Source organism: Hoeflea phototrophica DFL-43, from assembly GCF_000154705.2.
Taxonomy (GTDB): Bacteria; Pseudomonadota; Alphaproteobacteria; order Rhizobiales; family Rhizobiaceae; genus Hoeflea; species Hoeflea phototrophica.
Map to the genome: position 1 here is coordinate 1,510,299 of NZ_CM002917.1, position 21,326 is coordinate 1,531,624.

24 protein-coding genes are annotated in these 21,326 nt (G+C 61.9%); 12 read left to right on the forward strand and 12 right to left on the reverse strand.

The genetic code is table 11. The features are described 5' to 3' along the window. Positions 1-53 precede the first annotated feature (53 nt). The 12 genes from HPDFL43_RS06965 (at position 54) to pufC (ending at position 11,081) form a co-directional block, all read left to right on the forward strand. Positions 54-923, forward strand: coding sequence for a polyprenyl synthetase family protein (locus tag HPDFL43_RS06965; protein WP_007196586.1), 870 nt, complete (start codon positions 54-56; stop codon positions 921-923). A gap of 4 nt (positions 924-927) precedes the next feature. Next, positions 928-2,112 (forward strand): methyltransferase, encoded by a 1,185-nt coding sequence (locus HPDFL43_RS06970; RefSeq protein WP_007196587.1) that lies wholly within the window; start codon positions 928-930, stop codon positions 2,110-2,112. A gap of 103 nt (positions 2,113-2,215) precedes the next feature. Next, complete coding sequence (gene bchC, locus HPDFL43_RS06975) at positions 2,216-3,160, forward strand: chlorophyll synthesis pathway protein BchC (RefSeq protein ID WP_007196588.1); 945 nt, start codon at positions 2,216-2,218, stop codon at positions 3,158-3,160. Then, a complete protein-coding gene (locus HPDFL43_RS06980; protein ID WP_007196589.1) occupies positions 3,157-4,164 on the forward strand; it encodes a chlorophyllide a reductase iron protein subunit X in 1,008 nt (335 codons plus the stop codon). The genes bchC and HPDFL43_RS06980 overlap by 4 nt, the downstream gene beginning before the upstream one ends. Then, positions 4,164-5,711 (forward strand): chlorophyllide a reductase subunit Y, encoded by a 1,548-nt coding sequence (gene bchY / locus HPDFL43_RS06985; RefSeq protein ID WP_007196590.1) that lies wholly within the window; start codon positions 4,164-4,166, stop codon positions 5,709-5,711. The genes HPDFL43_RS06980 and bchY overlap by 1 nt, the downstream gene beginning before the upstream one ends. Further along, positions 5,708-7,168 (forward strand): chlorophyllide a reductase subunit Z, encoded by a 1,461-nt coding sequence (bchZ, locus tag HPDFL43_RS06990; protein ID WP_007196591.1) that lies wholly within the window; start codon positions 5,708-5,710, stop codon positions 7,166-7,168. The genes bchY and bchZ overlap by 4 nt, the downstream gene beginning before the upstream one ends. Positions 7,169-7,205: 37 nt before the next feature. After that, a complete protein-coding gene (locus tag HPDFL43_RS06995; protein WP_040449111.1) occupies positions 7,206-7,442 on the forward strand; it encodes a hypothetical protein in 237 nt (78 codons plus the stop codon). Between the two features lie 117 nt (positions 7,443-7,559). Continuing rightward, positions 7,560-7,781: a light-harvesting antenna LH1, beta subunit gene (gene pufB, locus HPDFL43_RS07000; protein WP_007196593.1), complete on the forward strand. Its 222-nt coding sequence runs from the start codon at positions 7,560-7,562 to the stop codon at positions 7,779-7,781. Positions 7,782-7,793: 12 nt separating this feature from the next. Then, entirely contained in the window at positions 7,794-7,991 is a 198-nt protein-coding gene (pufA, locus tag HPDFL43_RS07005) for a light-harvesting antenna LH1, alpha subunit (protein ID WP_007196594.1), read from the forward strand. A 115-nt stretch (positions 7,992-8,106) separates the two neighbouring features. Further along, a complete protein-coding gene (gene pufL, locus HPDFL43_RS07010) occupies positions 8,107-8,952 on the forward strand; it encodes a photosynthetic reaction center subunit L (protein WP_007196595.1) in 846 nt (281 codons plus the stop codon). A 13-nt stretch (positions 8,953-8,965) separates the two neighbouring features. Further along, on the forward strand, positions 8,966-9,928 hold the full coding sequence (pufM, locus tag HPDFL43_RS07015) for a photosynthetic reaction center subunit M (RefSeq protein ID WP_007196596.1): 963 nt from the start codon (positions 8,966-8,968) through the stop codon (positions 9,926-9,928). 4 nt (positions 9,929-9,932) lie between these two features. Beyond that, positions 9,933-11,081, forward strand: coding sequence for a photosynthetic reaction center cytochrome PufC (gene pufC, locus HPDFL43_RS07020; protein WP_007196597.1), 1,149 nt, complete (start codon positions 9,933-9,935; stop codon positions 11,079-11,081). A 283-nt stretch (positions 11,082-11,364) separates the two neighbouring features. Here the strand turns inward: pufC and idi are convergent, their stop codons facing one another. The 12 genes from idi to bchL form a co-directional block, all read right to left on the reverse strand. After that, positions 11,365-11,889, reverse strand: coding sequence for an isopentenyl-diphosphate delta-isomerase (idi, locus tag HPDFL43_RS07025; protein WP_007196598.1), 525 nt, complete (start codon positions 11,887-11,889; stop codon positions 11,365-11,367). 14 nt (positions 11,890-11,903) lie between these two features. Continuing rightward, positions 11,904-12,668 carry a hypothetical protein gene (locus HPDFL43_RS07030; protein WP_007196599.1) on the reverse strand — a complete coding sequence of 255 codons (765 nt, stop codon included), beginning with the start codon at positions 12,666-12,668 and terminating at the stop codon, positions 11,904-11,906. A 96-nt stretch (positions 12,669-12,764) separates the two neighbouring features. After that, complete coding sequence (hemA, locus tag HPDFL43_RS07035; protein ID WP_007196600.1) at positions 12,765-13,982, reverse strand: 5-aminolevulinate synthase; 1,218 nt, start codon at positions 13,980-13,982, stop codon at positions 12,765-12,767. 20 nt (positions 13,983-14,002) lie between these two features. Beyond that, entirely contained in the window at positions 14,003-14,845 is an 843-nt protein-coding gene (gene puhE, locus HPDFL43_RS07040) for a putative photosynthetic complex assembly protein PuhE (RefSeq protein WP_007196601.1), read from the reverse strand. Positions 14,846-14,853: 8 nt separating this feature from the next. Further along, entirely contained in the window at positions 14,854-15,942 is a 1,089-nt protein-coding gene (gene acsF / locus HPDFL43_RS07045) for a magnesium-protoporphyrin IX monomethyl ester (oxidative) cyclase (RefSeq protein WP_007196602.1), read from the reverse strand. After that, positions 15,939-16,244 carry a hypothetical protein gene (locus tag HPDFL43_RS07050; RefSeq protein WP_007196603.1) on the reverse strand — a complete coding sequence of 102 codons (306 nt, stop codon included), beginning with the start codon at positions 16,242-16,244 and terminating at the stop codon, positions 15,939-15,941. The genes acsF and HPDFL43_RS07050 overlap by 4 nt, the downstream gene beginning before the upstream one ends. Beyond that, positions 16,241-16,747 carry a photosynthetic complex assembly protein PuhC gene (gene puhC / locus HPDFL43_RS07055; RefSeq protein ID WP_007196604.1) on the reverse strand — a complete coding sequence of 169 codons (507 nt, stop codon included), beginning with the start codon at positions 16,745-16,747 and terminating at the stop codon, positions 16,241-16,243. Before puhC ends, HPDFL43_RS07050 begins: the two co-directional genes overlap by 4 nt. Positions 16,748-16,751: 4 nt before the next feature. Continuing rightward, positions 16,752-17,423: a photosynthetic complex putative assembly protein PuhB gene (gene puhB / locus HPDFL43_RS07060; protein WP_007196605.1), complete on the reverse strand. Its 672-nt coding sequence runs from the start codon at positions 17,421-17,423 to the stop codon at positions 16,752-16,754. Then, positions 17,420-18,217, reverse strand: a complete 798-nt coding sequence (gene puhA, locus HPDFL43_RS07065) for a photosynthetic reaction center subunit H (protein WP_007196606.1) — start codon at positions 18,215-18,217, stop codon at positions 17,420-17,422. Before puhA ends, puhB begins: the two co-directional genes overlap by 4 nt. 28 nt (positions 18,218-18,245) lie before the next feature. After that, positions 18,246-19,688, reverse strand: coding sequence for a BCD family MFS transporter (locus HPDFL43_RS07070; RefSeq protein WP_007196607.1), 1,443 nt, complete (start codon positions 19,686-19,688; stop codon positions 18,246-18,248). Next, positions 19,685-20,386, reverse strand: coding sequence for a magnesium protoporphyrin IX methyltransferase (gene bchM, locus HPDFL43_RS07075; protein WP_007196608.1), 702 nt, complete (start codon positions 20,384-20,386; stop codon positions 19,685-19,687). Before bchM ends, HPDFL43_RS07070 begins: the two co-directional genes overlap by 4 nt. Before the next feature lie 9 nt (positions 20,387-20,395). Then, entirely contained in the window at positions 20,396-21,313 is a 918-nt protein-coding gene (gene bchL / locus HPDFL43_RS07080; RefSeq protein WP_007196609.1) for a ferredoxin:protochlorophyllide reductase (ATP-dependent) iron-sulfur ATP-binding protein, read from the reverse strand. Positions 21,314-21,326: the final 13 nt, after the last annotated feature.

Sequence of the window (21,326 nt, forward strand, 5' to 3'; positions counted from 1 at the left end):
ATGAATGTCATTTAAAAGTGACATTCGGAATTGGCGCTGGAGGGAGAGCCCAGATGGATCTGCAAAAACGCATTGACCGCAACCTGGAACAGGCCATTACCTTCGCAACGGCTGGCGGCAACCCGTCAATCATCTGTGACGCGCTGCGTTATTCGGTGTTCCCCGGTGGTGCCCGCATCCGTCCGCGCTTGTGTCTCGCGGTGGCGCTTGCAGAAGGCGACGAGGCTCCGAGCGCTTCCAATGCCGCGGCTACGGCGATTGAGCTGCTCCATTGCGCCTCGCTGGTGCATGATGATCTGCCCTGTTTCGATGATGCCGCCACGCGCCGTGGCAAGCCGAGTGTCCATACCGCTTTCGGCGAAACCACGGCCGTGCTCGCTGGTGACGCGTTGATCGTGCTGGCTTTTGAGACCATTGCACGCGAATGCCTGGCCACACCGGACCGGATTGCGCCATTGATCGGCGTTATCGGCCGCGCCGTCGGCATGCCCCATGGCATCATTGCCGGTCAGGCCTGGGAGAGCGAGAAAAGCATCGATCTCAAGGTCTACCACCGCGCCAAGACCTCATCGCTGTTCATCGGCTCGACCACCGCCGGCGCCATTGCCGCCGGAGCGGATCCGCAAAACTGGTATCGGCTTGGCGAAGCGCTGGGCGATGCGTTCCAGGTCGCCGATGACCTGCGTGACTTTGCTTCAAGCCCCGAGGAAATAGGCAAGCCCTGCGGCCAGGACGCAGCCCATGACCGGCCCAATGCGGTGCATGAACTGGGCCTGGGTGGCGCGGTGCAGAGGCTTCAGGACCTGGTCGGCCAGGCGGCCGCCTCGATTCCCGATTGCCGCGGCTCCGACATGCTCAAGCAATTGATTCTGGGTGAAGCCAAGCGGCTGGTTCCAAAGAGCCTCGCCACCGTGGCTGCCTGAGACCATGGCGTCCACCGTCCCGGTCGCACGCCACGGCCGCCACGGTCTCGCCCCCCAGCCCGAACACCAGCCACGACCAGACTGGCGTTCCCGGCTGCAGGCTTGGCGTGCGCGGCTGGTCGCGCGGCCGGGGTTTCGCCGTCTGGCCCAGCGGCTTCCCTTGTCCAGTTCCTATGCGCGCGCCCGCGAAAACGATCTTTTCGCTCTGGTGAGCGGCTTTGTGCAAAGCCAGATTCTTTTCACCAGCCTGAAGACAGGTCTCATCGATGCGCTTGCAGATGGGCCTGTGACCATGGCCGAGCTGGCATCCCGCACAGGTTTTCCTCAGGATCGCCTCGACCGGCTTGTTCAGGCCGCGCAATCGGTCGGGCTGGTTGCCACAGGTCAGGATGGCTTTGTAACGCTGGGCGATCATGGTGCCATCATCTGCAGTGATGAGGGTCTGCGCGCGATGATCAATCATCATGCGTTGCTCTACCGGGATCTCAACGATCCGGTGGCGCTGTTTGACGGTTCATACACCGACACCGAGATGCGACGGCTCTGGTCCTATGCCGGTTCGGGCCGCGAAAGCGCTGTTGAGCCCGAAGACGCGGCTGCCTATTCGGCGCTGATGGCGGCCAGCCAGTCGATGCTGTCGGACGAGATTCTCGACGCATATGATTTTGGCAGGCACACAAGCCTGATCGACATTGGCGGCGGCGAGGGCGCTTTCCTGACGGCTGTCGCCAAACGCTACTCCGGTCTGCGGATGTCACTGTTTGATCTGCCACCGGTGGCCAAACGCGCGCGGGACAGGTTTGCCGCTCACCCGCTGGGCCAATGCCCGCGCTGCTATGGCGGCAGTTTCCTCGACGACACGCTGCCCCGCGGCCATGACTGCGTCTCGCTGGTGCGGGTTCTGTTCGATCACGAGGATGCGGTCGTATTGCGGCTTCTGCGCAATGTCCGCGCCGCCATGGAGCCCGGGCAGACGCTGGTAATCGCCGAGCCGATGGCCGGCAACGATTCACGCGGCCAGCGCTACGCCACCGCCTATTTCGGTGTCTACGTCATGGCGATGGGATCTGGCCGCTGCCGGACGCCTGACGAGATCGGTGCGCTGGCAAAGCAGGCCGGCTTCTCCCGTTTTGACATCCGTCCCTGCCGTTCGCCGCTGATGGCAACAATCGTTGTCGTGTTTCCCTGACAATCGTCGCCGGCAATGTAAAATATAGTTGACATATATTGGCGTAAAATTGATATTACACTCAGGAGGCAGAGTCTCGTCCTCAAGGGGCAGGCCAAAGATCATGCAGACACAGGCAATCGTTTTTGAACAACCGGAGCGCATCGGACTGCAGGCGCTTCACGTTGCCGAGCCCGGCGACGGCGATGTGGTTGTTCATTCGGCCTGGAGTGGGATCAGCGCCGGCACCGAAAAGCTCCTGTTCGAAGGCCGCATGCCGGCGTTTCCGGGAATGGGCTATCCGCTGGTGCCTGGCTACGAGACTGTCGGGCGGGTCGTTTCCGCAGGGCGTGACGCGCCGTCAGGTCTCGAGGGCAGCCTCGTCTTTGTGCCCGGTGCGCGCGGTTACCGCGATGCTGCCGCCCTGTTCGGCGCTTCCGCCGCAGATCTTGTTGCACCTGCAGACCGGGTGATCCCAATCTCCGAGGATCTGGCGCAGACCGGAACACTTCTTTCTCTCGCAGCCACCGCTTATCACGCGCTCACACTGCCCGGCATGAAAACGCCTGATCTGGTGATCGGTCACGGCATCGTCGGCCGTCTGACGGCGCGCCTCATCATTGCCATGGGACACAGGGCGCCAACGGTCTGGGAAATCAATCCCGCTCGCAAGCATGGTGCGGACGGTTATGAAGTCACCACGTCTGAAGCCTGCAAGGGCCAGACCTTCGCCTCGGTGATCGACGCCTCCGGCGATCCTGACATTCTCGACAAGGCCATTGCCGTGCTTGATCGCGGTGGCGAAATCATTCTTGCCGGCTTCTACAGCGAGACCATGAGCTTTCGCTTCACGCCTGCCTTCATGCGCGAAGCCCAATTCCGCATCGCCGCTGAATTCAAGCCTGGCGATGTCCACGCGGTCCTCGAACTGCTGGCCGCCGGCCGGCTGTCGCTCGATGGCCTGATTACCCACAGCTCAAGCCCGGCCGATGCCGAGGCTGCGTACCGGACCGCCTTCGGCGATCCGGAGTGTCTGAAAATGATCATTGATTGGAGGGAACCTCAATGACTGAAGGCTTCGGCGGAAACGCAACAGACAGGATCCATGATCTCTTGAGAGAAGAGGCGGCCATCGAACCGGATCAGCCACACACCGGGCCGGTCAAGAAAGACACCCAGATCATTGCCATCTACGGCAAGGGCGGCATCGGCAAATCCTTCACGCTGGCAAACCTGTCCTGCATGCTGGCCCAGCTCGGCAAGAAGGTGCTGCTGATCGGCTGCGATCCCAAGAGCGACACCACCTCGCTGCTGTTTGGCGGCCGCGCCTGTCCGACCATCATCGAGACCTCGTCGGCCATGAAGGCCGCCGGCGCCGAAATCACCATTTCCGACGTCTGCTTCAAGCGCGACGGCGTTTTCGCCATGGAGCTTGGCGGCCCCGAGGTTGGCCGCGGTTGCGGCGGACGTGGCATTATTCACGGCTTTGAAACGCTTGAGAAGCTCGGCTTCCACGACTGGGACTTCGACTATGTGCTGCTCGATTTCTTGGGCGACGTGGTCTGCGGCGGCTTCGGCCTGCCGATTGCCCGCGACATGTGCCAGAAGGTGGTTGTTGTTGGTTCGAACGACCTGCAATCGCTCTATGTCGCCAATAATGTCTGCTCCGCAGTTCAGTATTTCCGCAAGCTCGGCGGTAATGTCGGTGTCGCCGGCATGGTCATCAACAAGGATGACGGTTCGGGTGAGGCAGCTGCCTTCGCCAAGGCTGTCGGCATCCCTGTTCTGGCGGCGATTCCGCAGGATGACGACATCCGCAAGAAGAGCGCCAACTACCAGATCATCGGTCATCCCGACAACCGCTGGGGCCCGCTGTTCCAGACGCTTGCCATCAATCTCGGCATTGCCCCGCCGGTTCTGCCTGAGCCGCTTGACCAGGACGGCCTGATCAACCTGTTCGACTCCAGCGACACCGGCGGCGATTACGTTCTGGTCCCGGCGCTGCCTGAAGACATGTGTCCGGCCTCGGCCCTGGCGCGGCCGTCCCTCGAAGTCGTCTACGACACGGTGTGATGATGGACGATCTTTCCCCAACACGAGAAGAGGTCGCACCCGTATCGGTTGATGATACGCCCGCTGAAGGCATGTCCTGTGCCTCCGGCGCCGAAAAGATGAAGGCCCAGGCCATGGCCTCGGGTAAATCGGAGCTGATGGAACGGCTTGAGGCGGACTATCCGAAAGGTCCGCATGATCAGCCGCAATCCATGTGTCCGGCCTTTGGTTCGCTCAGAGTGGGGCTGCGCATGCGCCGCGTCGGCACGATCCTGTCGGGCTCGGCCTGCTGCGTCTACGGCCTGACCTTCACGTCGCATTTCTATGGCGCCAAGCGCTCGGTCGGCTATGTGCCGTTCAACTCGGAATCGCTGGTGACCGGCAAGCTTTACGAGGACATCCGCGACGCGGTCCACGAAATGGCCGATCCGGAGGCCTATGACGCCATCGTGGTGACAAGCCTGTGCGTACCGACGGCTTCGGGCGTTCCGCTGCAGATGCTTCCCAAGCAGATCAACGGTGTGCGCATTGTCGGCATCGATGTTCCGGGCTTCGGCGTGCCGACCCATGCGGAAGCCAAGGATGTCTTGTCCTCGGCGATGCTGACCTATGCCCACGAGGAGGCCGAGAGCGGCCCGGTTCAGGCACCGCGCACCGGTGTCGAGGAACGTCCCTCAGTCACGCTTCTGGGTGAGATGTTCCCCGCCGATCCGATGATGATTGCAGCCATGCTGGAACCGATGGGACTTGCCGCCGGTCCGGTTGTCCCGGTGCGGGAATGGCGTGAGCTCTATGCCGCGCTCGATTGCGCCGCCGTGGCCGCCATCCATCCCTTCTACACCGCTTCGGTCCGCGCCTTCCGCGCCGCCGGGCGCAAGGTGATCGGCTCCGCGCCGGTTGGCTTCGAAGGCACCGATTCCTGGCTGCAGGCGATCGGCGAAAGCTGCAACGTCTCGCAAGCCCGGATTGACGCCGCCCGCAACGCCTTTGGCGGAGCGATCCGTGGCGCGCTGTCGGAAAACCGCATCAAGGGCCGCATCACGCTGTCGGGCTATGAAGGCTCCGAGCTGATCGTTGCCCGGCTTCTGGTCGAAAGCGGCGCAGACCTCAAATATGTCGGGACAGCCTGCCCGAAAACCGAGTTCTCGGCATTGGATGCCGACTGGCTCCAGGCCCACGGTGTTCATGTCGAATACCGCGCATCGCTCGAGCAGGACCTGGCCGCCATGGCCGAGTTCAAGCCCGATCTGGCCATCGGCACCACGCCGGTTGTGCAGAAGGCCAAGGAGCAGGCCACGCCTGCGCTTTACTTCACCAACCTGATCTCGGCCCGCCCCTTGATGGGGCCGGCGGGAGCCGGCTCGCTGGCTGCCGTGGTCAACGCGGCCATCGACAACAAACCGCGCTTTGACCGGATGAAGGACTTCTTCGAAGGGGTCGGCCAGGGCGACAATGCCGGTGTCTGGGAAGACACGCCGGTCGACCGTCCGGCTTTCCGCAAGAAATTCGCCGCCAAGGCTGCCGCATCGAAAAATGCGGTCGATTCCGGGGAGGCTGTGGGCACATGACTCTGATCATAGATCATGACAGGGCAGGGGGCTATTGGGGCTCGGTCTATGTCTTCACCGCGATCAAGGGCATGCAGGTGATCATCGACGGTCCGGTGGGCTGCGAGAACCTGCCGGTCACCTCGGTGCTGCATTACACCGATGCGCTGCCGCCGCATGAATTGCCCATCGTCGTCACCGGCCTGGGCGAGGAAGAGCTCGGCCAGCACGGCACCGAAGCCGCGATGAAGCGCGCCCGCGCCGTGCTCGATCCCAATCTGCCGGCAGTCGTCGTCACCGGTTCCATCGCCGAGATGATCGGCGGCGGGGTGACGCCGGAGGGCATGAACATCCAGCGATTCCTGCCCCGCACCATCGATGAGGACCAGTGGCAATCCGCCGACCGGGCGCTCAAATGGCTGTGGACCGAATACGGCCCGAAAAAGGGCAAGGTCCGTGACGTGAAACCGCGCAAGGAAGGCGAAAAGCCCAAGGTCAACATCGTTGGCGCGATTTACGGCACCTTCAACCAGCCCTCGGATCTGGCCGAAATCCGCCGCCTGATCGAAGGCATCGGCGCCGAAGTCAACATGACCTTCCCATTGGGCAGCCATCTCGCCGATGTCGGCAAGCTTGCTGATGCGGAGGCCAATGTCTGCCTGCACCGTGAGTTCGGCAGATTGCTCTGCGAAGCGCTCGACCGGCCCTATCTGCAGGCCCCGATCGGCATCCACTCGACGACCGCATTCCTGCGTTCGCTGGGCGAAATTCTCGGGCTTGATCCCGAGCCGTTCATCGAGCGCGAAAAGCACACCACCTTGAAGCCGATGTGGGACCTGTGGCGCTCCGTCACCCAGGACTTTTTCGCCACTGCGAGCTACGCCATCGTGGCCGGTGAAACCTACGAGCGCGGCATCCGCAATTTCCTCACCGAAGAGATGGGCATGCCCTGTTCTTTTTCGGTCCAGCGCATTGCCGGCAAGAAAACCGACAACCAGGCGATCCGTGATCTGATCAAGGAGAAACCGCCTCTGGTGATGTTCGGCTCCTACAATGAGCGCATGTATCTCGCCGAAGCCGGCAGCAGGGCGATCTACGTCCCGGTGTCGTTCCCCGGCGCGATCATCCGCCGCCACACCGGCACGCCGGTGATGGGCTATTCGGGCGCGTCCTGGCTGATCCAGGAGGTCTGCAACGCGCTCTTTGACGCGCTGTTCTCGATCCTTCCGCTTGCCACGGACATGGATCAGGTCGAGGCGACGCCGGCAATATTGCGTGGTGAGCTCCCCTGGGCACCGGAAGCCAAAGCCAAGCTCGATCATGAAATCGGTCTCGAGCCGGTGCTGATCAGAATTTCCGCGGCCAAACGGCTTCGCGATGCATCCGAGGCGGAAGCCCGGGCGCGTGGTGCCGAACAGGTCATTCAAGACGATGTGGATCAGGCTTCGCGCGCGCTCAAGCGCGGGCGGGCCGCATGAAACGCCGGCTGAGATCCGGCAACCAAGGAGAAGTGCGATGACAATGACAGTGCATCATAGAGAACGGCAGGCAGCCCGCGGGCAATCCCGGACCGATCGTATCGAGTACCGGCTTCTGGTAGCGCTCGCCTTCGTCATCTGTTTCGTCATGGTGGCGGCATCGCGCGCGCTTTCAGCGTTTCGCGGTCATCCGGTGAAGACCCATGGCCAGTCCATTTTTGCGGAGGCGCGGGCTTCGGCCCATGCCACCGCCGGTTACGCGTTCATCGCCTAGCCAGACCAGTTTGCCGGTGTCCAAACCCGGCAAAACCCGCCAAGGCCTCCGGTTTGCCGGCGGATCGAGGCACCCGGCTGCGGGGCACCGCAGCGCTTGTGACTAGGAGGTACTTCAATGTCCAGTCCAAACACCGTTTCGCTTTCGGGAATGACCGAAGGCGAAGCACAGGAGTTCCACTCGTACTACCTCCAGGGGATGATTGCATTCGTGGCGATAGCCGTCGTTGCACATCTTCTCGTGTGGTTTTGGCGTCCGTGGATCCCGGGTCCGGATGGCTACGCTTCGCTCGAAGGCGTTGGCCAGACCGTGACTTCACTCCTGCCAATGCTCGCGTAAAGGAGAAGCGAAATGTGGAGAATCTGGATGATTTTCGACCCGCGCAAAACGCTGGTCGTCCAAGGCGTCTTCCTGTTCGCGCTGGCTGTGATGATTCATCTCGTCCTGCTCAGCACGACACGCTTCAACTGGTTCGAGGGAGCCCCGGTTGTGACCGGCGCGCTCGATCCGGCGACCATCCTGGGGCTTATCCCCACGATGATCGGCTGAACGCTGACAACAATGACTGCGGGCGGAACATGGACTTCGGCCCTCCGCCCGCGGTCGAAAACCGGGAATGAGACTGAGAGATGTCCGCAACGGTCTGCGGGGATGGAGATGAGCCATGGCGCTGCTGAGTTTTGAAAGAAAATACCGCGTTCGCGGTGGTACCCTGTTGGGCGGTGACCTGTTCGATTTCTGGGTCGGACCCTTCTATGTCGGGTTCTTCGGCCTGACCACGGCGTTCTTTTCGGCGGTGGGAACTGCTCTGATCCTCTATGGTGCGGCCATCGGGCCGACCTGGAACATCTGGCGCATTTCGATCGCCCCACCGGACCTGAGCTACGGGCTCGGCCTCGCGCCGCTGGCGGAAGGCGGGCTCTGGCAGATCATCACCATCTGCGCGATCGGGGCCTTCGCGTCCTGGGCGCTGCGGGAAGTGGAAATCTGCCGCAAGCTGGGCATCGGCTATCACGTGCCCTTTGCCTTTTCGGTGGCGATTTTCGCCTATGTGACGCTCGTGGTGATCCGCCCGATGCTGCTTGGCGCCTGGGGCCACGGCTTCCCATACGGCATCTTCAGTCATCTCGATTGGGTGTCCAACGTCGGATATCAGTATCTGCACTTCCACTACAACCCGGCCCACATGCTGGCCGTGAGTTTGTTCTTCACCACCACGCTGGCGCTGTCGCTGCATGGCGGCCTGATCCTGTCTGCCGCCAATCCGGGCCGTGACGGGACACTTGAGAACAAGCCGATGGAGGTCAAGACGCCTGAATATGAAGACACATTCTTCCGCGACATCATCGGCTATTCGGTCGGTACGCTCGGCATTCACCGGCTGGGCCTGATCTTGGCGTTGAACGCAGGTTTCTGGAGCGCGGTGTGCATCGTCATCTCCGGTCCGCTCTGGAACCAGGGCTGGCCGCAATGGTGGAATTGGTGGCTCGATCTGCCGATCTGGAGCTGAAAGGGACCTGACCATGGAATATCAAAACATCTTTACCCAAGTGCAGGTCCGGGGTCCGGTTGAGGCCGGTATCCCGCTCCCGCGCGGCGACGATGAACGCATCGGCCGCCCCTTCTACAACTGGCTTGCCGGCTGGCTGGGCAACGCCCAGATCGGTCCGATCTATCTCGGCTTTCTGGGCACGGCCTCGCTGATCTGCGGAGCCATCTGGTTTGTCACCGTCGGCTTCAACATGCTGGCCTCGGTCGGCTGGGATCCGTTCCAGTTAATCCGGCAGCTGTTCTGGCTGGCGCTTGAGCCGCCGCCGGCGAAATACGGCCTGTCGATTCCGCCGCTCAATGATGGTGGCTGGTACATCATCTCCAGCGTCTTCCTGCTGGCCTCGGTGCTGTTGTGGTGGGCGAGGATCTATGTCAGGGCGCGCGCGCTCGGTCTCGGCACCCACATCTTCTGGGCCTTTGGCGCGGCCATCTGGCTGTTTCTGGTGCTCGGCCTGTTCCGGCCGCTGCTGATGGGCAACTGGGCGGAAGCGGTTCCCTACGGCATCTTCCCGCACCTTGACTGGACCGCGGCGTTTTCGATCCGTTACGGCAATCTCTACTACAATCCGTTCCATTGCCTCTCGATCGTCTTCCTCTACGGCTCGGTGCTGCTGTTCGCCATGCATGGCGCGACCATTCTCGCCGTCACCCGTTACGGCGGCGAGCGCGAGCTCGAGCAGATTACCGACCGTGGCACGGCGTCCGAACGTGCGGCCCTGTTCTGGAGATGGACCATGGGCTTCAACGCCTCGATGGAATCCATCCACCGCTGGGCCTGGTGGTTCGCGGTTCTCACACCGATCACTGGCGGCATCGGCATCCTGCTGACCGGCACAGTTGTCGACAACTGGTACCTCTGGGGCATCAAGCACGGCATCGTCGCGCCATTGCCCGATCTTTGGCCAGCCGTCGTCGATCCGGCCATAGGGGGTTAACACCATGAAACTCTGGATACCATTTGCCACAGCAGCCGGCGTGTTTGTCGGCGCGGCCATCCTCTTTGGCGCCGACTGGGATACACCTCCTGTCGATACCGAGCAGATCGGCTTCCGCGGCACAGGCATGTTCCTGACCAAGGACCGGGAAAAACAGGCAGACCTCCGCCTCGCCAATGTCGTCCCCGAACCGCTCTATGAAGCGGATCCGGAAGGTGACCGTGCCGGCGATGTCTATGAGAACGTCCAGGTTCTTGGTGATCTTTCCGATGATCAGTTCAACCTGTTCATGGCCTCGATCACCGAATGGGTGTCGCCCGAACAGGGCTGTGCCTATTGCCACAATGAGGAAAACCTGGCTTCCGACGAGGTCTACACCAAGGTCGTTGCCCGCCGCATGATTCAGATGACCCAGACCATCAATGTGGACTGGCAGGCTCATGTCGGCGAGGTTGGCGCCACCTGCTACACCTGCCACCGCGGCCAGGCGGTTCCGGCCAATGTCTGGGCCACGGATCTTGGCCCCGGCAAGAAGGGCAGGGCGCTGGGATGGCGTGACGGGCAGAATGTTGTTGGCGAGCAGGTGGGCAACACTTCGCTTCCGACCAACGCGCTGGAGAGCTATCTGCTCGACGACAAGGAGATCCGTGTGCATTCGCTCACGGCTCTGCCCAATGGCGAAAACCCGACCACCACCAAGGAGACAGAGGAAACCTGGGCTCTGATGATGCACATGTCGGAAAGCCTCGGGGCAAACTGCATGACCTGTCACAATTCCCGTGCGTTCAACGACTGGGACCAGAGCCCGCCGCAGCGCGTGACTGCCTGGCACGGCATCCGCATGGCGCGCGAGATCAACCAGACCTACATGACGGGTCTTGCTCCGGTGTTCCCGGACAACCGCAAGGGGCCCGAGGGCGATGTGCTCAAGGTCTCCTGCGCAACCTGCCACAACGGCGTTCAGAAGCCGCTCTACGGCGTCTCAATGCTCAAGGAGTTCGTGGACTCACTCGGCACAAGAACCAACACCGATGTGCCTGACTACACAACCTACAAACCCGGTGAAACCCAGGTGATGGGCACGACGAACACGTCGGCGCTCACCCCTGCCGACACCGGCACCGAAGCAACGGCTCTGGCCTCCGCCGATTGAGCCCTGCCGCAAGTCGTGCTTTCCCTCAGCAGGGCTTGCGCACCAAGGGCCGGAGATCCCAACGGATCTCCGGCTCTTTATGCTTTTGCAACCCGATCCTGAAACAGCAATCCGGTTTGACGCGGACCGCACGCATGGGGCCGAACGGGCCAGTCTGCCGTCGACTCAAAAGCCACGGTCACGGATCATCCGGTCACCAACAGACACCCCCGGCGCGTTGGCCGGGGGTGTTACTACGGATCAGGAAATGAAATTGGAGACTGGCGGCCGGGCGCTGTGACAGTCAGACGTGCAGGTCCGGATAGCGCTCCGCATAGATTCGGAACCAGGGCGTGAACCGCTCCGGATGCTCGGCGATCTCCGTGGCCAGATCTGCAGGAGTGACCCAGCGAACCTCATCGACCTCAAGCGGATTGGGCTTGACCTCGAGCGTCGCCCTGTCGGCGCTGCCGACATACATGGTGACCTTTTCGTGCTCGTGCAGACCGCCGCCGACATCGGCGGAATACTCCACCACCCTGCGGCGCGACAGCGGCACGTTGAAGCCCAGCTCCTCATTCAGACGCCGGCGGGCACAGCTGTCGCTCGGCTCATCCCAATAGGGATGCGAACAGCAGGTATTGGCCCACAGGCCGCCGCAATGATACTTGGACGCCGCGCGTTTCTGGATCAGCAGATGCTCGCCATCGAACACGAAAATCGAGATGGCCAGATGAAACAGCCCGTCCTCATGCGCCTTGAGCTTCTCCACCGGATAAAGCGAGCCGTCTTCGGCGATGGCAGGAATGATGATTGGATGCGCGTTCATGGCAATGTCCTGTTTCAGCGTGCTGCGGCCAGGCGGGCCGCATGGGCCCGTTTGTCTTGCAGTTCGTTCACGGGCGTTTCAGCCCGTACTGTCGTGTCGGTCAACCCCTCCCAATGGCCATCCATGGCGAGAAGGTTGAAGCGTGTAAAGCAGTATTCGGAAAACCAGTTGTCCTGATAGGCGCACCGCACGGCCTCACCATGGGTCGCGCTTGTGCGTGCGAAACGCTCCATTTCTTCGACCGAATGCCACAGTGAAAACGTGACCTGGTGCAGCCAGGGAACTTCGCCGGTGCCGATCATGAACCGCCGGGTTGGCTCGCGCACAACCGCATCGGATATGGCCGGAACCCGGCTCCAGAAACGGATCAGCTTTGACGGCCGGATCGAGGCACGGGTCATCGCAACAAGCGGCATGCGCTGTTCCGGCGCGTCAGGGCCAGTTTCGAAATGATGCCCATCCCACTGGCCGCGCGATGAAACGGGTTCGAGATACAGCGTGGCCATGCGGTCGGCGGTGCCGCGGTAGCCCTTCAGGGATTGCGCTGTTTTGATCCGCTCGCGTGCGATCGCAAGCGACGGCCATTCCGCCAGCAGCGTGTAGACCCCAAAATTCGGCCGGGTGGAAAACCCTGCGCCCGACCCCGTGCCCATCAGCTTGAAGAAGCCCAGATCCGGTGTCTTGCGCAAAGACGGCTTCGCCAGACCCATCTGCGAAAACGCCCAGAGGCGTTGGCGCAGTGAGGAAAACCCGAAAAGCGAAAACGTCACCACCGCCACCGGACGGCCTCCTTCCAGATTACATGCACAAGCCCCGCCACTGGGGCAGGGCATGCTTGACGAAAACCGCCAGCGCTTGGCCTGGTGGTCGGCCTTTTAGGCAACCGCCCGCGAAAGCGCGCATTGGGACCACAGATCACACAAAGATTCCACCAGATGGCGGATGTCGTCTTCGCTGTGCATCGGTGTTGGCGTGAACCGCAGCCGCTCGGTGCCCACCGGCACGGTCGGGTAATTGATCGGCTGCACATAGACACCGTAATTGTCGAGCAGGATGTCGGAGATCCATTTGCACTTCTTGGCGTCACCCACCATCACCGGAACGATGTGGCTGGGGTTTTGCATGTGCGGGATGCCCTTGGCGTCGAGTGCCGCGCGCAACCGCGCAACATTGGCCTTATGCCCGGCACGTTCGGTCTGGCTGGCTTTCAAGTGCCGGATGGACGCCGTGGCACCCTTCGCAATCGCTGGCGGGATCGCGGTGGTGAAGATGAAGCCCGAAGAGAAGCTGCGGATGAAATCGCACACGGCCGTGGAGCCAGTGATGTATCCGCCCATCACGCCGAAGGCCTTGCCCAGCGTGCCTTCGATGATGGTGACCCGGTCCATCAGACCGTCGCGCTCGGCAACCCCGCCACCGCGCGGTCCGTACATGCCGACTGCATGCACCTCATCGAGATAGGTCATGGCACCGAAGCGCTCGGCCACGTCGAGGATCTCCTCGATCGGGGCCATGTCACCATCCATCGAATAGACGCTTTCAAAGGCCACCAGTTTCGGCGCCGCAGGATCATCAGCAGCCATCATTTCGGCCAGGTGCCTGGGATCATTGTGCTTGAACAACCGCTTTTCGGCGCGGCTGTGGCGGATGCCCTCGATCATCGATGCGTGGTTGAGCGCATCGGAATAGATGATCAGGCCGGGGATCTTGGCCCCCAGAGTGCCGAGCGCTGCCCAGTTCGAGACATAGCCCGAAGAGAAGATCAGTGCCGATTCCTTGCCGTGGAGGTCTGCAAGTTCCCGCTCCAGCATCACATGGGCATGATTGGTGCCTGAAATGTTGCGGGTGCCGCCGGCACCGGCGCCGCACTGGTCAATGGCGCCGTGCATCGCTTCAATCACTTTCGGGTTCTGCCCCATCCCGAGATAGTCGTTCGAGCACCAGACCGTAACATCATGCACGCTGCCGTCGCTGCGATGGCGCGTGGCCTTGGGAAACCCGCCGGCATGACGCTCAAGCTCTGCAAAGACCCGATAGTTTCCGGCCTTGTGCAGGGTATCGAGCTGCTCTTGGAAGTAGGTGTTGAAATCCATCTGATGAGGTCCCCCTAGCGTCATGCCCGCGCTGCTGCGCGGGATGTTTTTGGATCCGATTTTGAGAGATTTGCGCCCGAATTGTCCCGGGTTGGCGGTGATTGTTTTTTGGTCTTGCGTTCCATGGCCCAGGCCCAGAGCGCGGAATCGCGAATGGGCAGCACCAGAAAGAGATGCTCAAGCAGCGCCAGCGCTGCGAAACAGGCCAGCAACGTCCACTTGGCGGCGTCGTGTTCGGTGCCGGCATTTGCTGCGGCATTCGACAACCAGCCCAGAAGCACCGCGCTGGCCGACAGCGAAACATAGAACCAGCCGCTGGTCCTGTCGGTGCGGAAATAGCTTTTGAGATAGGACAGCCGGTCGGGCAGCATGTCGCTGATGGCGTGCCGCGCGCCCAGATAGATGTTGAGCTTGGTCGAGATCCGCATCACCCACATCAGCATGAAGGTCAGAAGCCCGGTGGTGTTGTCCGCACCTGCCATGAACCAGATCAGCGCAATCACCGTGGCTGCCAGCGCCAGCTCGTGATCGCGAACGGTCAGAAAGGCTGCGCGGAACCGCGATGTTTCGACCGGCGCCTGACCGGCCTCGATCCGCCGCGGTCCGGTCAGCAGTCCGATCAGGAATGTGGTTTCGTGCCAGGCCCACAGCGCCAGTGCGGAGAAGAAGGCGACATAGGCCGAGGACACCGTGGTTTGGTCATGCGTGGCCACAAGCCCCGCAATGCCTGCCAGGGCGACGCCGGTGGCAAGCGCCATCACGGCACCGAGATGCCGGCTTCCTGCCCGCGCCAGCGCCAGCACCAGCCCGGTGGCGACCCACCAGGCGATGCTTGCGACAGCGATTGCGGACAGGAAGGCCATGTTCGCTCCTACCAGACCGGCTGAAGCCGGCTTTTGACCGGGATTGTGTTGCTCTTGGTCGGGATCATGTAGAGCCGGGCAAAGGTCAGACCGGCACGGCCCATGTGAAAGGCCTTGGCGACCTTGCCGAAGATCCCGCCGCGTTCCTGGGCGGCATTGACCTGATCATTGATCCGGTTGAGCTTGCGCACACAGGCGATGAAGGCCGGATGATCCAGATCGAGCGTGATCGGGAACACCTGCTTGGTGATCTCGCTTGTCAGACGGAAGACCTTCATGTCGTAGTCTTCGATGTCCACATCAAGCGCCTTGTGGAACGCCGGACGGGCATGGTCGCGCACATACATGGTTGCGAACACAGCAAGCAGGAAGAACTTGATCCAGTAGACATTGGCGCCCGAAAGCAGCTTCGGGTCCGACCGCATGATCAGCGAGAAGGCCTCGCCATGACGGAACTCGTCATTGCACCATTCCTGGAACCATTTGAAGATCGGATGGAAGCGCTTGTCAGGATGCTTCTCCAGGTGCCGGTAGATGGTGATGTAGCGGGCATAGCCGATCTTTTCCGACAGATACGTCGCGTAGTAGATGAATTTCGGCCGGAAGTAGGTGTATTTCTTCGCCTTGGCGAGAAAGCCCATATTTACGCCGATGTTGAACTCCTTGAGCGCGTCATTGATGAAGCCGGCATGGCGGCTTTCATCACGGCTCATAAGCCCGAACAGCTCGCAGATCTCCTTGTTCTTGCCGCGCCGCTTCATCTCCTTGTAGAGCACGCAGCCCGAGAATTCTGCGGTCAGTGAAGAGACCAGGAAGTCGATGAATTCGCGGCGCAGCTCATCTGGAAGCGCGTCGATATCGATCTCGTCCCAGTCTTCATTGCGCTTGAAGTGTCCCTTGTTGGGGTCTGAACGCATTTCGGCGATCAAAGCATCCCATTCCTCACGGACACCGGAGACATCGAGACGGTCCATCTCGTCAAAATCCGTGGTGTAGAACCGTGGATTGAGCATGGTCGATTCGACTGCTGTCTTGGTGGTTTCGTTGATGTCGGCGGTCTTGCCGCCACGGTCTGGTGTTTCAACGTGCTTGTTCATGCCCGTGCCCTCTCGGAAAAGCTGAATTCACACAGTTCCATGAATTCGAAATCGCCTGTTGCCCGGGTCCAGCCGCGCTCCAGCGCGCTTGCACGGGTGATGGTGGCGGTACGGCGGAACGTCTCGCAATGGCCATAGGGCACTTCGACAGGTGAGCCGTGAACCATCACTTCGTCACCGGGATGAACAACCACCCCGTTGTCAAAACGCACATGGGCGCCGAGTTCCTCAAAGGTGTTGTTGATTTCGATGGTGCAAGGAACCTCTTCCCTGCGCCTTCCTATCAGTGGTGTTTTGCTCATGGCTTCTCATTCCCTCTCGAAGCTAGCAGTTGTTCATAGGCGGCGGCATGATCAGGCCCGAAGGCATTCAGATAGATCCGTTCGCCGGTGGCGGTATCGGAGAGCGACACGGCGCCGCTTTCCCATTTGATGATCCGGTAGGGCTGATCGAGCGGTGTGCCCGCAACCTGCCGGATGCGTGTCAGTCCGCGCAGTGAACCGCGGACGAAACCGCCCTCTGTGGGCGATAGTGAAGAGATGACCTGGCCGGTGCGTGCGTCGAAGATCGTGATCTCCGTGTCATGCGTGCCGGCGACGACGATGTCCCGGATTGCCTGTGGCTTGCCCGAAACCTCCTGCATGACGCCAATCCCGGTTGTCATGCCAAAGATGACTGCGGAAAACGCGAAACCGATCAGTCCCAGACCGAGCACCAGCGGCAGACGCGGAAACCGGCTTGCGGTGCGTTGCCTGGTGGCGGGGCCGCCATGGCCTTGGGGCATGTTCGGTGTCATCGCGTTCATGGGTCTACTCCGCCGCTTCGATCAGCCGGCCTGCATCCGCAGGGGTGCTCGTGTTGCGTTGGGCCACGGCAGGCGCATCAATCGAGCGGCTTCCTGCAAGGGCTGCCGAGAGCACATTGCCTGCGATCGCCACCTCCTTGAGGCAGATCATTTGCGGCATCAGCGCACCTTTCTTGAACCCGCGCACATGCGGCCAGAACACAAGCCAGGACAGCTTGTCGCCAGGCGCAAGTGTCAGCGCGATGTCGCCGCAACCATTCTTGTCCTCACGCATGTCGGCGGACACGATGCGGGTGAAGGGAAGGTTGAAGGTGGCCGACAGGGCCACGCCGATTCGCATCACAACCCGCTTGTTGGTGATGGTGTACATCGTGGTTTTCTGAACGCCCCAGGCAAAGGCTTCGAGCAGCGCAATCGCCATGGCGCACAGGACGGCGAGCGCACCGGACGAGAACAGGATCTCGCTCACCATGCGTCCGTCATAGATCCCGGCGGAAACATTCCAGATCACCAGCACCGCGAAGTAGCCCGCAATCCAGCGCGTCTTCATAATCTGGCGGGAGACCTGCGCCGAGGACGGCGCGCCTTGCCACAGGATCATTTCGCCCTTGGGCAACCGGCCAGGAAGGCCGGGCACCGGTTCGTAGTCGTGTTCGGGGCCGCCGGTCTCGCTCATGCCAGCGGCTCCTGACGGTTCGGTGTGGCGTAAAGCAGGCCGGATCCGAAATAGGCGGTGACCTTTTCCTCTTCTAGAAGCGTGATGCTGTCAGCATCCTTGAGGCCCGGCACCACAGCGAACTGTTCGCCCTTGAGCGCATGGACGTAGAAGATGCGCTCGCCATCACGGGTCTTGCGGAAGACGCCGAAATTCATCGGAACCAGGATCTGCCGTGGGGTTTCGCCCACTTCCGTGGTCACTTCGAGATAGCGCAGCATCTGCTCGGAGCGGTCCACCCAGATGTCGCTGATCGTGCCGGCCACCACCAGGTCGAAGCCGACGACGCGCGTGCCGACCGGATCGATGTCCTCTTTCGTTACCTTGAAGTCGGTTGCCACCCGCAGCGGCACGATCTTGGCTTTGCCGTCATGGGCCATGTCAGGTGTGTCGGCCCGCATCGCCCAGGAGCCGGGGCCGATGGAATCGAGCATCGGATTGTCGCCATTGGGCACATAGGGTGCGCCTGAGAAATTCGCAATCTTGTAGGCCGGTAGCGGCCGTTCCGCATTGTCGCGCGCGGCATTGGGCACCGAGACTTCGCCATGGCCATGGGGCAGCAGGAAGGTCTTTGCCGGAGGCAGGAACAGCCAGTCATCCTTGTTGAACGCGCCTGACTGATCGGCTTCCAGCGGATAGCCTTCGCGGCGGTCTTCCTGCCTCAGGTAGAACAGCAAAAGCGCGAAGAACACCCAGAACGCATACAACGTGACCTGGGCCACATCGATGTAGCTTGTGATGGCTCCGGTTTCCATGACGTCTCTCCTTTTTGCGCGCGGCTGTTCAGCCGGGCAATTCTGCAAGTCCGAAGCGCGGGCTCCGGCTCTGTTGTGTGGTTTGGCGCCGGGCGGCGAGTGGCCCGAGAGCCACGATCGCCGCAAACAGCAGCCCGATTTCAAGATGGTAGACAACGCTGTACCCGGCAGCCGGCGCCATCAGCGCGGCCCCCGGTTCGGCATTTGCAAGAAGTGTGTTGACCCCGTCGCGGATCAGCCCGCCCGCAGCCAGTCCTATGCCGATGGCGCTGGCCTGCACCGCGCCCCAGGCGCCGATCGCCATGCCGTTGTCGGACTTTTCGGCGATATCCATCGCGGCAAGCATGGTGCAGACGGCAAACAGCCCGCCGCCGAAACCGATAACCCCGGCGCCGGCGCGAAACAGATTGGCCGCATGAAGCGGTTCGGCGAAGATGATGGCCGAGAAACCGGTGATGCCGGTGACCAGGCCCAGCGCTGCCAACCGGTACATGTTGGCGCCTTTCTGCAAGGCCCGCCCGGCATGGGCAAAGCCGATCAGTGTGCCGGCAGCCCAGATGGCCGTCAGCAGCGTTGTCTGGCTCACCGACAGCTTGAGCACTTCGCCGCCATATGGTTCGAGCAGGACGTCCTGCATCGAGAACGCGCAGGAGCCGAGCGCCACGGCCACGAGCAGCCGCATCGTGCCCTTTTCCTTGCGGTATTTTGCAAAGGCTTCGGAGAAGCGAATGGTCGGCCGGTTGTGGCTCGTTGCCACCGGGTTGCGCGGTTCCTGTTTCCACAGGCAGATGATGTTGAGTGCGACAGTGGCGACCGCGGCCCCCTGGACCACCTGGATCAGTGTCTTTGGCGAATAGTCTCTGAGCAGCCAGGCGAACACCACCGAGGAAATCAGCATGCCGACCAGCAGCATCACATACATCAGCGCCACCACGCGCGGACGGTTGTCCTCGGCAGACAGGTCTGTCGCCAGCGCCAGACCCGCGGTCTGCGCCATGTGCATGCCGATGCCGGTGAGCAGGAAGGCGAGCAGTGCGCCCGCAGGCCCGGCCCATTCCGGGCCGGTGGTCTGGGACTGCAGCAGCAGCAGCGCGAATGGCATGATCGCCAGTCCGCCAAACTGCAGGATGGTGCCAAGCCAGATATAGGGCACGCGGCGCACCCCGAGTGCGGATTTGTAGGTGTCGGAGCGATGCCCGATCAACGCCCTGAACGGCGCTGCCAGAACCGGAATCGCAATCATCAAGGCCACCAGCGAGGTCGGCACGCCGAGCTCGACGATCATCACCCGGTTGAGCGTGCCGGTCAGAAGCACCGCCGCCAGGCCGATCGACCACTGGAACATCGACAACCGCATCAGCCGCCCAAGCGGCAGATCCTCGGAAGCCGCATCTGCAAACGGCAGGTAGCGCGGGCCGAGCGACTTCCAGGTGTCGAGCATCTTGCGGTTGGCTTTGGCGACGAGGGTCATGAGCGTGCAAGCTCCTGAGCCTCGGAGATGTAAAATCCGGTGGAGATCCGGGTCGGGGGAGCTGACTGCCAGCCGGCCATGTCGGCGCGTGACAGCGTTGTCGCAATCAGCCGCTCGATGGCCACAGGCTGGATCGCCGGAGACCGGTCGCCGCGTGGAAACAGTTTGCCGGCCGCTTGCATCACCACCAGAGGCTTGGTGCGCGGTGCCAGCGTGAACACCATCTTGCGCGAGGTGCGCCTGGCCAGTCCGGCAATCGCATTGGCGGCGGCTTCGGCGTTGTAGTGGATAAGAGCGTCCATCGAGATGACCGCATCGAACTCGCCGTGCTCGGGAGCCAGCATGTCGCCTGCCTCAAGCGTGACGGTGCCGCCATTGCGGATCGCGGGCAGGCCTTGAATGGCATGCTCGATCATCTGCGGTGAAAGATCGACGCCCAGGACATCAGCGCCGCGATGGGCCAGTTCGATGGCCAGCACACCGCCGCCGCAGCCTGCATCGAGAATCCGCCAGCCGCTCAGATCGGCCGGAAACCGGTCGAGAATGGCATTGCGCATGGCCTCGCGCCCGGCACGCACCGTGGCACGCACGCCGGAGACCTTCTCGGTCGAGGTCAAGCGTTTCCAGGCATCGAGCGCGGTGCGGTCGAAGTAGGTCCGGATTTCGTCCCGGCGCTTGATGTAGGCGGCGTCATGCATCTGCGGGTCTCACTCAAAACCGAGGAAATCGAAGATTTCCCGGTCTTTCATCGGGTTGGCGGAGAGTTCTTCGGTGCCGGCCCAGAGCTGTTCGGCGAGCTGCAGATATTCCTGCTGGATCGCCACGATCTCCGGATGGTCACCCATCTCGAACAGGGTGCATTTCTTCAGCCGGCTTCTGCGCACGGCGTCTGAATCGACGATATGGGCCAGACGCTTCAGGCCGATCGCTTCATTGTAGCGATCGATCTGGTCGGTTTCGCGCGAGCGGTTGGCGATGACGCCGCCGAGCCGCACATCATAGTTTTTCGACTTGGCCTTGATCGCCGCAACGATGCGGTTCATGGCGAAGATGGAATCGAAGTCGTTGGCGGCCACGACAACCGCGCGTTCGGCATGCTGCAGCGGCGAGGCGAAGCCGCCGCAGACCACATCGCCCAGCACGTCGAAGATCACCACATCGGTGTCCTCGAGCAGGTGATGCTCCTTGAGCAGCTTGACGGTCTGACCGACCACATAGCCGCCGCAGCCGGTGCCCGCAGGCGGGCCGCCGGCTTCCACGCATTGCACCCCGTTGTAACCCTCGAACACGAAGTCTTCGGTTCTCAGTTCCTCGGGATGGAAATCGACACCCTCGAGCACATCGATCACGGTCGGGATCAGGCTTTTGGTGAGGGTGAAGGTGGAATCATGCTTGGGGTCGCAGCCGATCTGCAGCACCCGCTTCCCCAGCATCGAAAACGCCACCGAGAGGTTCGACGATGTGGTCGACTTGCCGATGCCGCCCTTTCCGTAGATGGCGAAGACCTTGGCCTTTCCGGCGTCCATCTCGGTTTCCAGGTGAACCTGGACGCTGCCGTCGCCATCGCCATTGCCGTCAAGTCCGGCGGCCTGCTTGAGCTTGGCAGTGCGTGCCTCGTCGTACATGGTGCGGGGGTGG

Excerpts from the sequence above, each read along its gene's own strand:
- HPDFL43_RS06965 (WP_007196586.1), top strand. The coding sequence starts at position 54 with ATGGATCTGCAAAAACGCATTGACCGCAACCTGGAACAGGCCATTACC.
- HPDFL43_RS06970 (WP_007196587.1), top strand. The coding sequence starts at position 928 with ATGGCGTCCACCGTCCCGGTCGCACGCCACGGCCGCCACGGTCTCGCC.
- bchC (WP_007196588.1), top strand. The coding sequence starts at position 2,216 with ATGCAGACACAGGCAATCGTTTTTGAACAACCGGAGCGCATCGGACTG.
- HPDFL43_RS06980 (WP_007196589.1), top strand. The coding sequence starts at position 3,157 with ATGACTGAAGGCTTCGGCGGAAACGCAACAGACAGGATCCATGATCTC.
- bchY (WP_007196590.1), top strand. The coding sequence starts at position 4,164 with ATGATGGACGATCTTTCCCCAACACGAGAAGAGGTCGCACCCGTATCG.
- bchZ (WP_007196591.1), top strand. The coding sequence starts at position 5,708 with ATGACTCTGATCATAGATCATGACAGGGCAGGGGGCTATTGGGGCTCG.
- HPDFL43_RS06995 (WP_040449111.1), top strand. The coding sequence starts at position 7,206 with ATGACAATGACAGTGCATCATAGAGAACGGCAGGCAGCCCGCGGGCAA.
- pufB (WP_007196593.1), top strand. The coding sequence starts at position 7,560 with ATGTCCAGTCCAAACACCGTTTCGCTTTCGGGAATGACCGAAGGCGAA.
- pufA (WP_007196594.1), top strand. The coding sequence starts at position 7,794 with ATGTGGAGAATCTGGATGATTTTCGACCCGCGCAAAACGCTGGTCGTC.
- pufL (WP_007196595.1), top strand. The coding sequence starts at position 8,107 with ATGGCGCTGCTGAGTTTTGAAAGAAAATACCGCGTTCGCGGTGGTACC.
- pufM (WP_007196596.1), top strand. The coding sequence starts at position 8,966 with ATGGAATATCAAAACATCTTTACCCAAGTGCAGGTCCGGGGTCCGGTT.
- pufC (WP_007196597.1), top strand. The coding sequence starts at position 9,933 with ATGAAACTCTGGATACCATTTGCCACAGCAGCCGGCGTGTTTGTCGGC.
- idi (WP_007196598.1), bottom strand. The coding sequence starts at position 11,889 with ATGAACGCGCATCCAATCATCATTCCTGCCATCGCCGAAGACGGCTCG.
- hemA (WP_007196600.1), bottom strand. The coding sequence starts at position 13,982 with ATGGATTTCAACACCTACTTCCAAGAGCAGCTCGATACCCTGCACAAG.
- puhE (WP_007196601.1), bottom strand. The coding sequence starts at position 14,845 with ATGGCCTTCCTGTCCGCAATCGCTGTCGCAAGCATCGCCTGGTGGGTC.
- acsF (WP_007196602.1), bottom strand. The coding sequence starts at position 15,942 with ATGAACAAGCACGTTGAAACACCAGACCGTGGCGGCAAGACCGCCGAC.
- HPDFL43_RS07050 (WP_007196603.1), bottom strand. The coding sequence starts at position 16,244 with ATGAGCAAAACACCACTGATAGGAAGGCGCAGGGAAGAGGTTCCTTGC.
- puhC (WP_007196604.1), bottom strand. The coding sequence starts at position 16,747 with ATGAACGCGATGACACCGAACATGCCCCAAGGCCATGGCGGCCCCGCC.
- puhB (WP_007196605.1), bottom strand. The coding sequence starts at position 17,423 with ATGAGCGAGACCGGCGGCCCCGAACACGACTACGAACCGGTGCCCGGC.
- puhA (WP_007196606.1), bottom strand. The coding sequence starts at position 18,217 with ATGGAAACCGGAGCCATCACAAGCTACATCGATGTGGCCCAGGTCACG.
- HPDFL43_RS07070 (WP_007196607.1), bottom strand. The coding sequence starts at position 19,688 with ATGACCCTCGTCGCCAAAGCCAACCGCAAGATGCTCGACACCTGGAAG.
- bchM (WP_007196608.1), bottom strand. The coding sequence starts at position 20,386 with ATGCATGACGCCGCCTACATCAAGCGCCGGGACGAAATCCGGACCTAC.
- bchL (WP_007196609.1), bottom strand. The coding sequence starts at position 21,313 with ATGTACGACGAGGCACGCACTGCCAAGCTCAAGCAGGCCGCCGGACTT.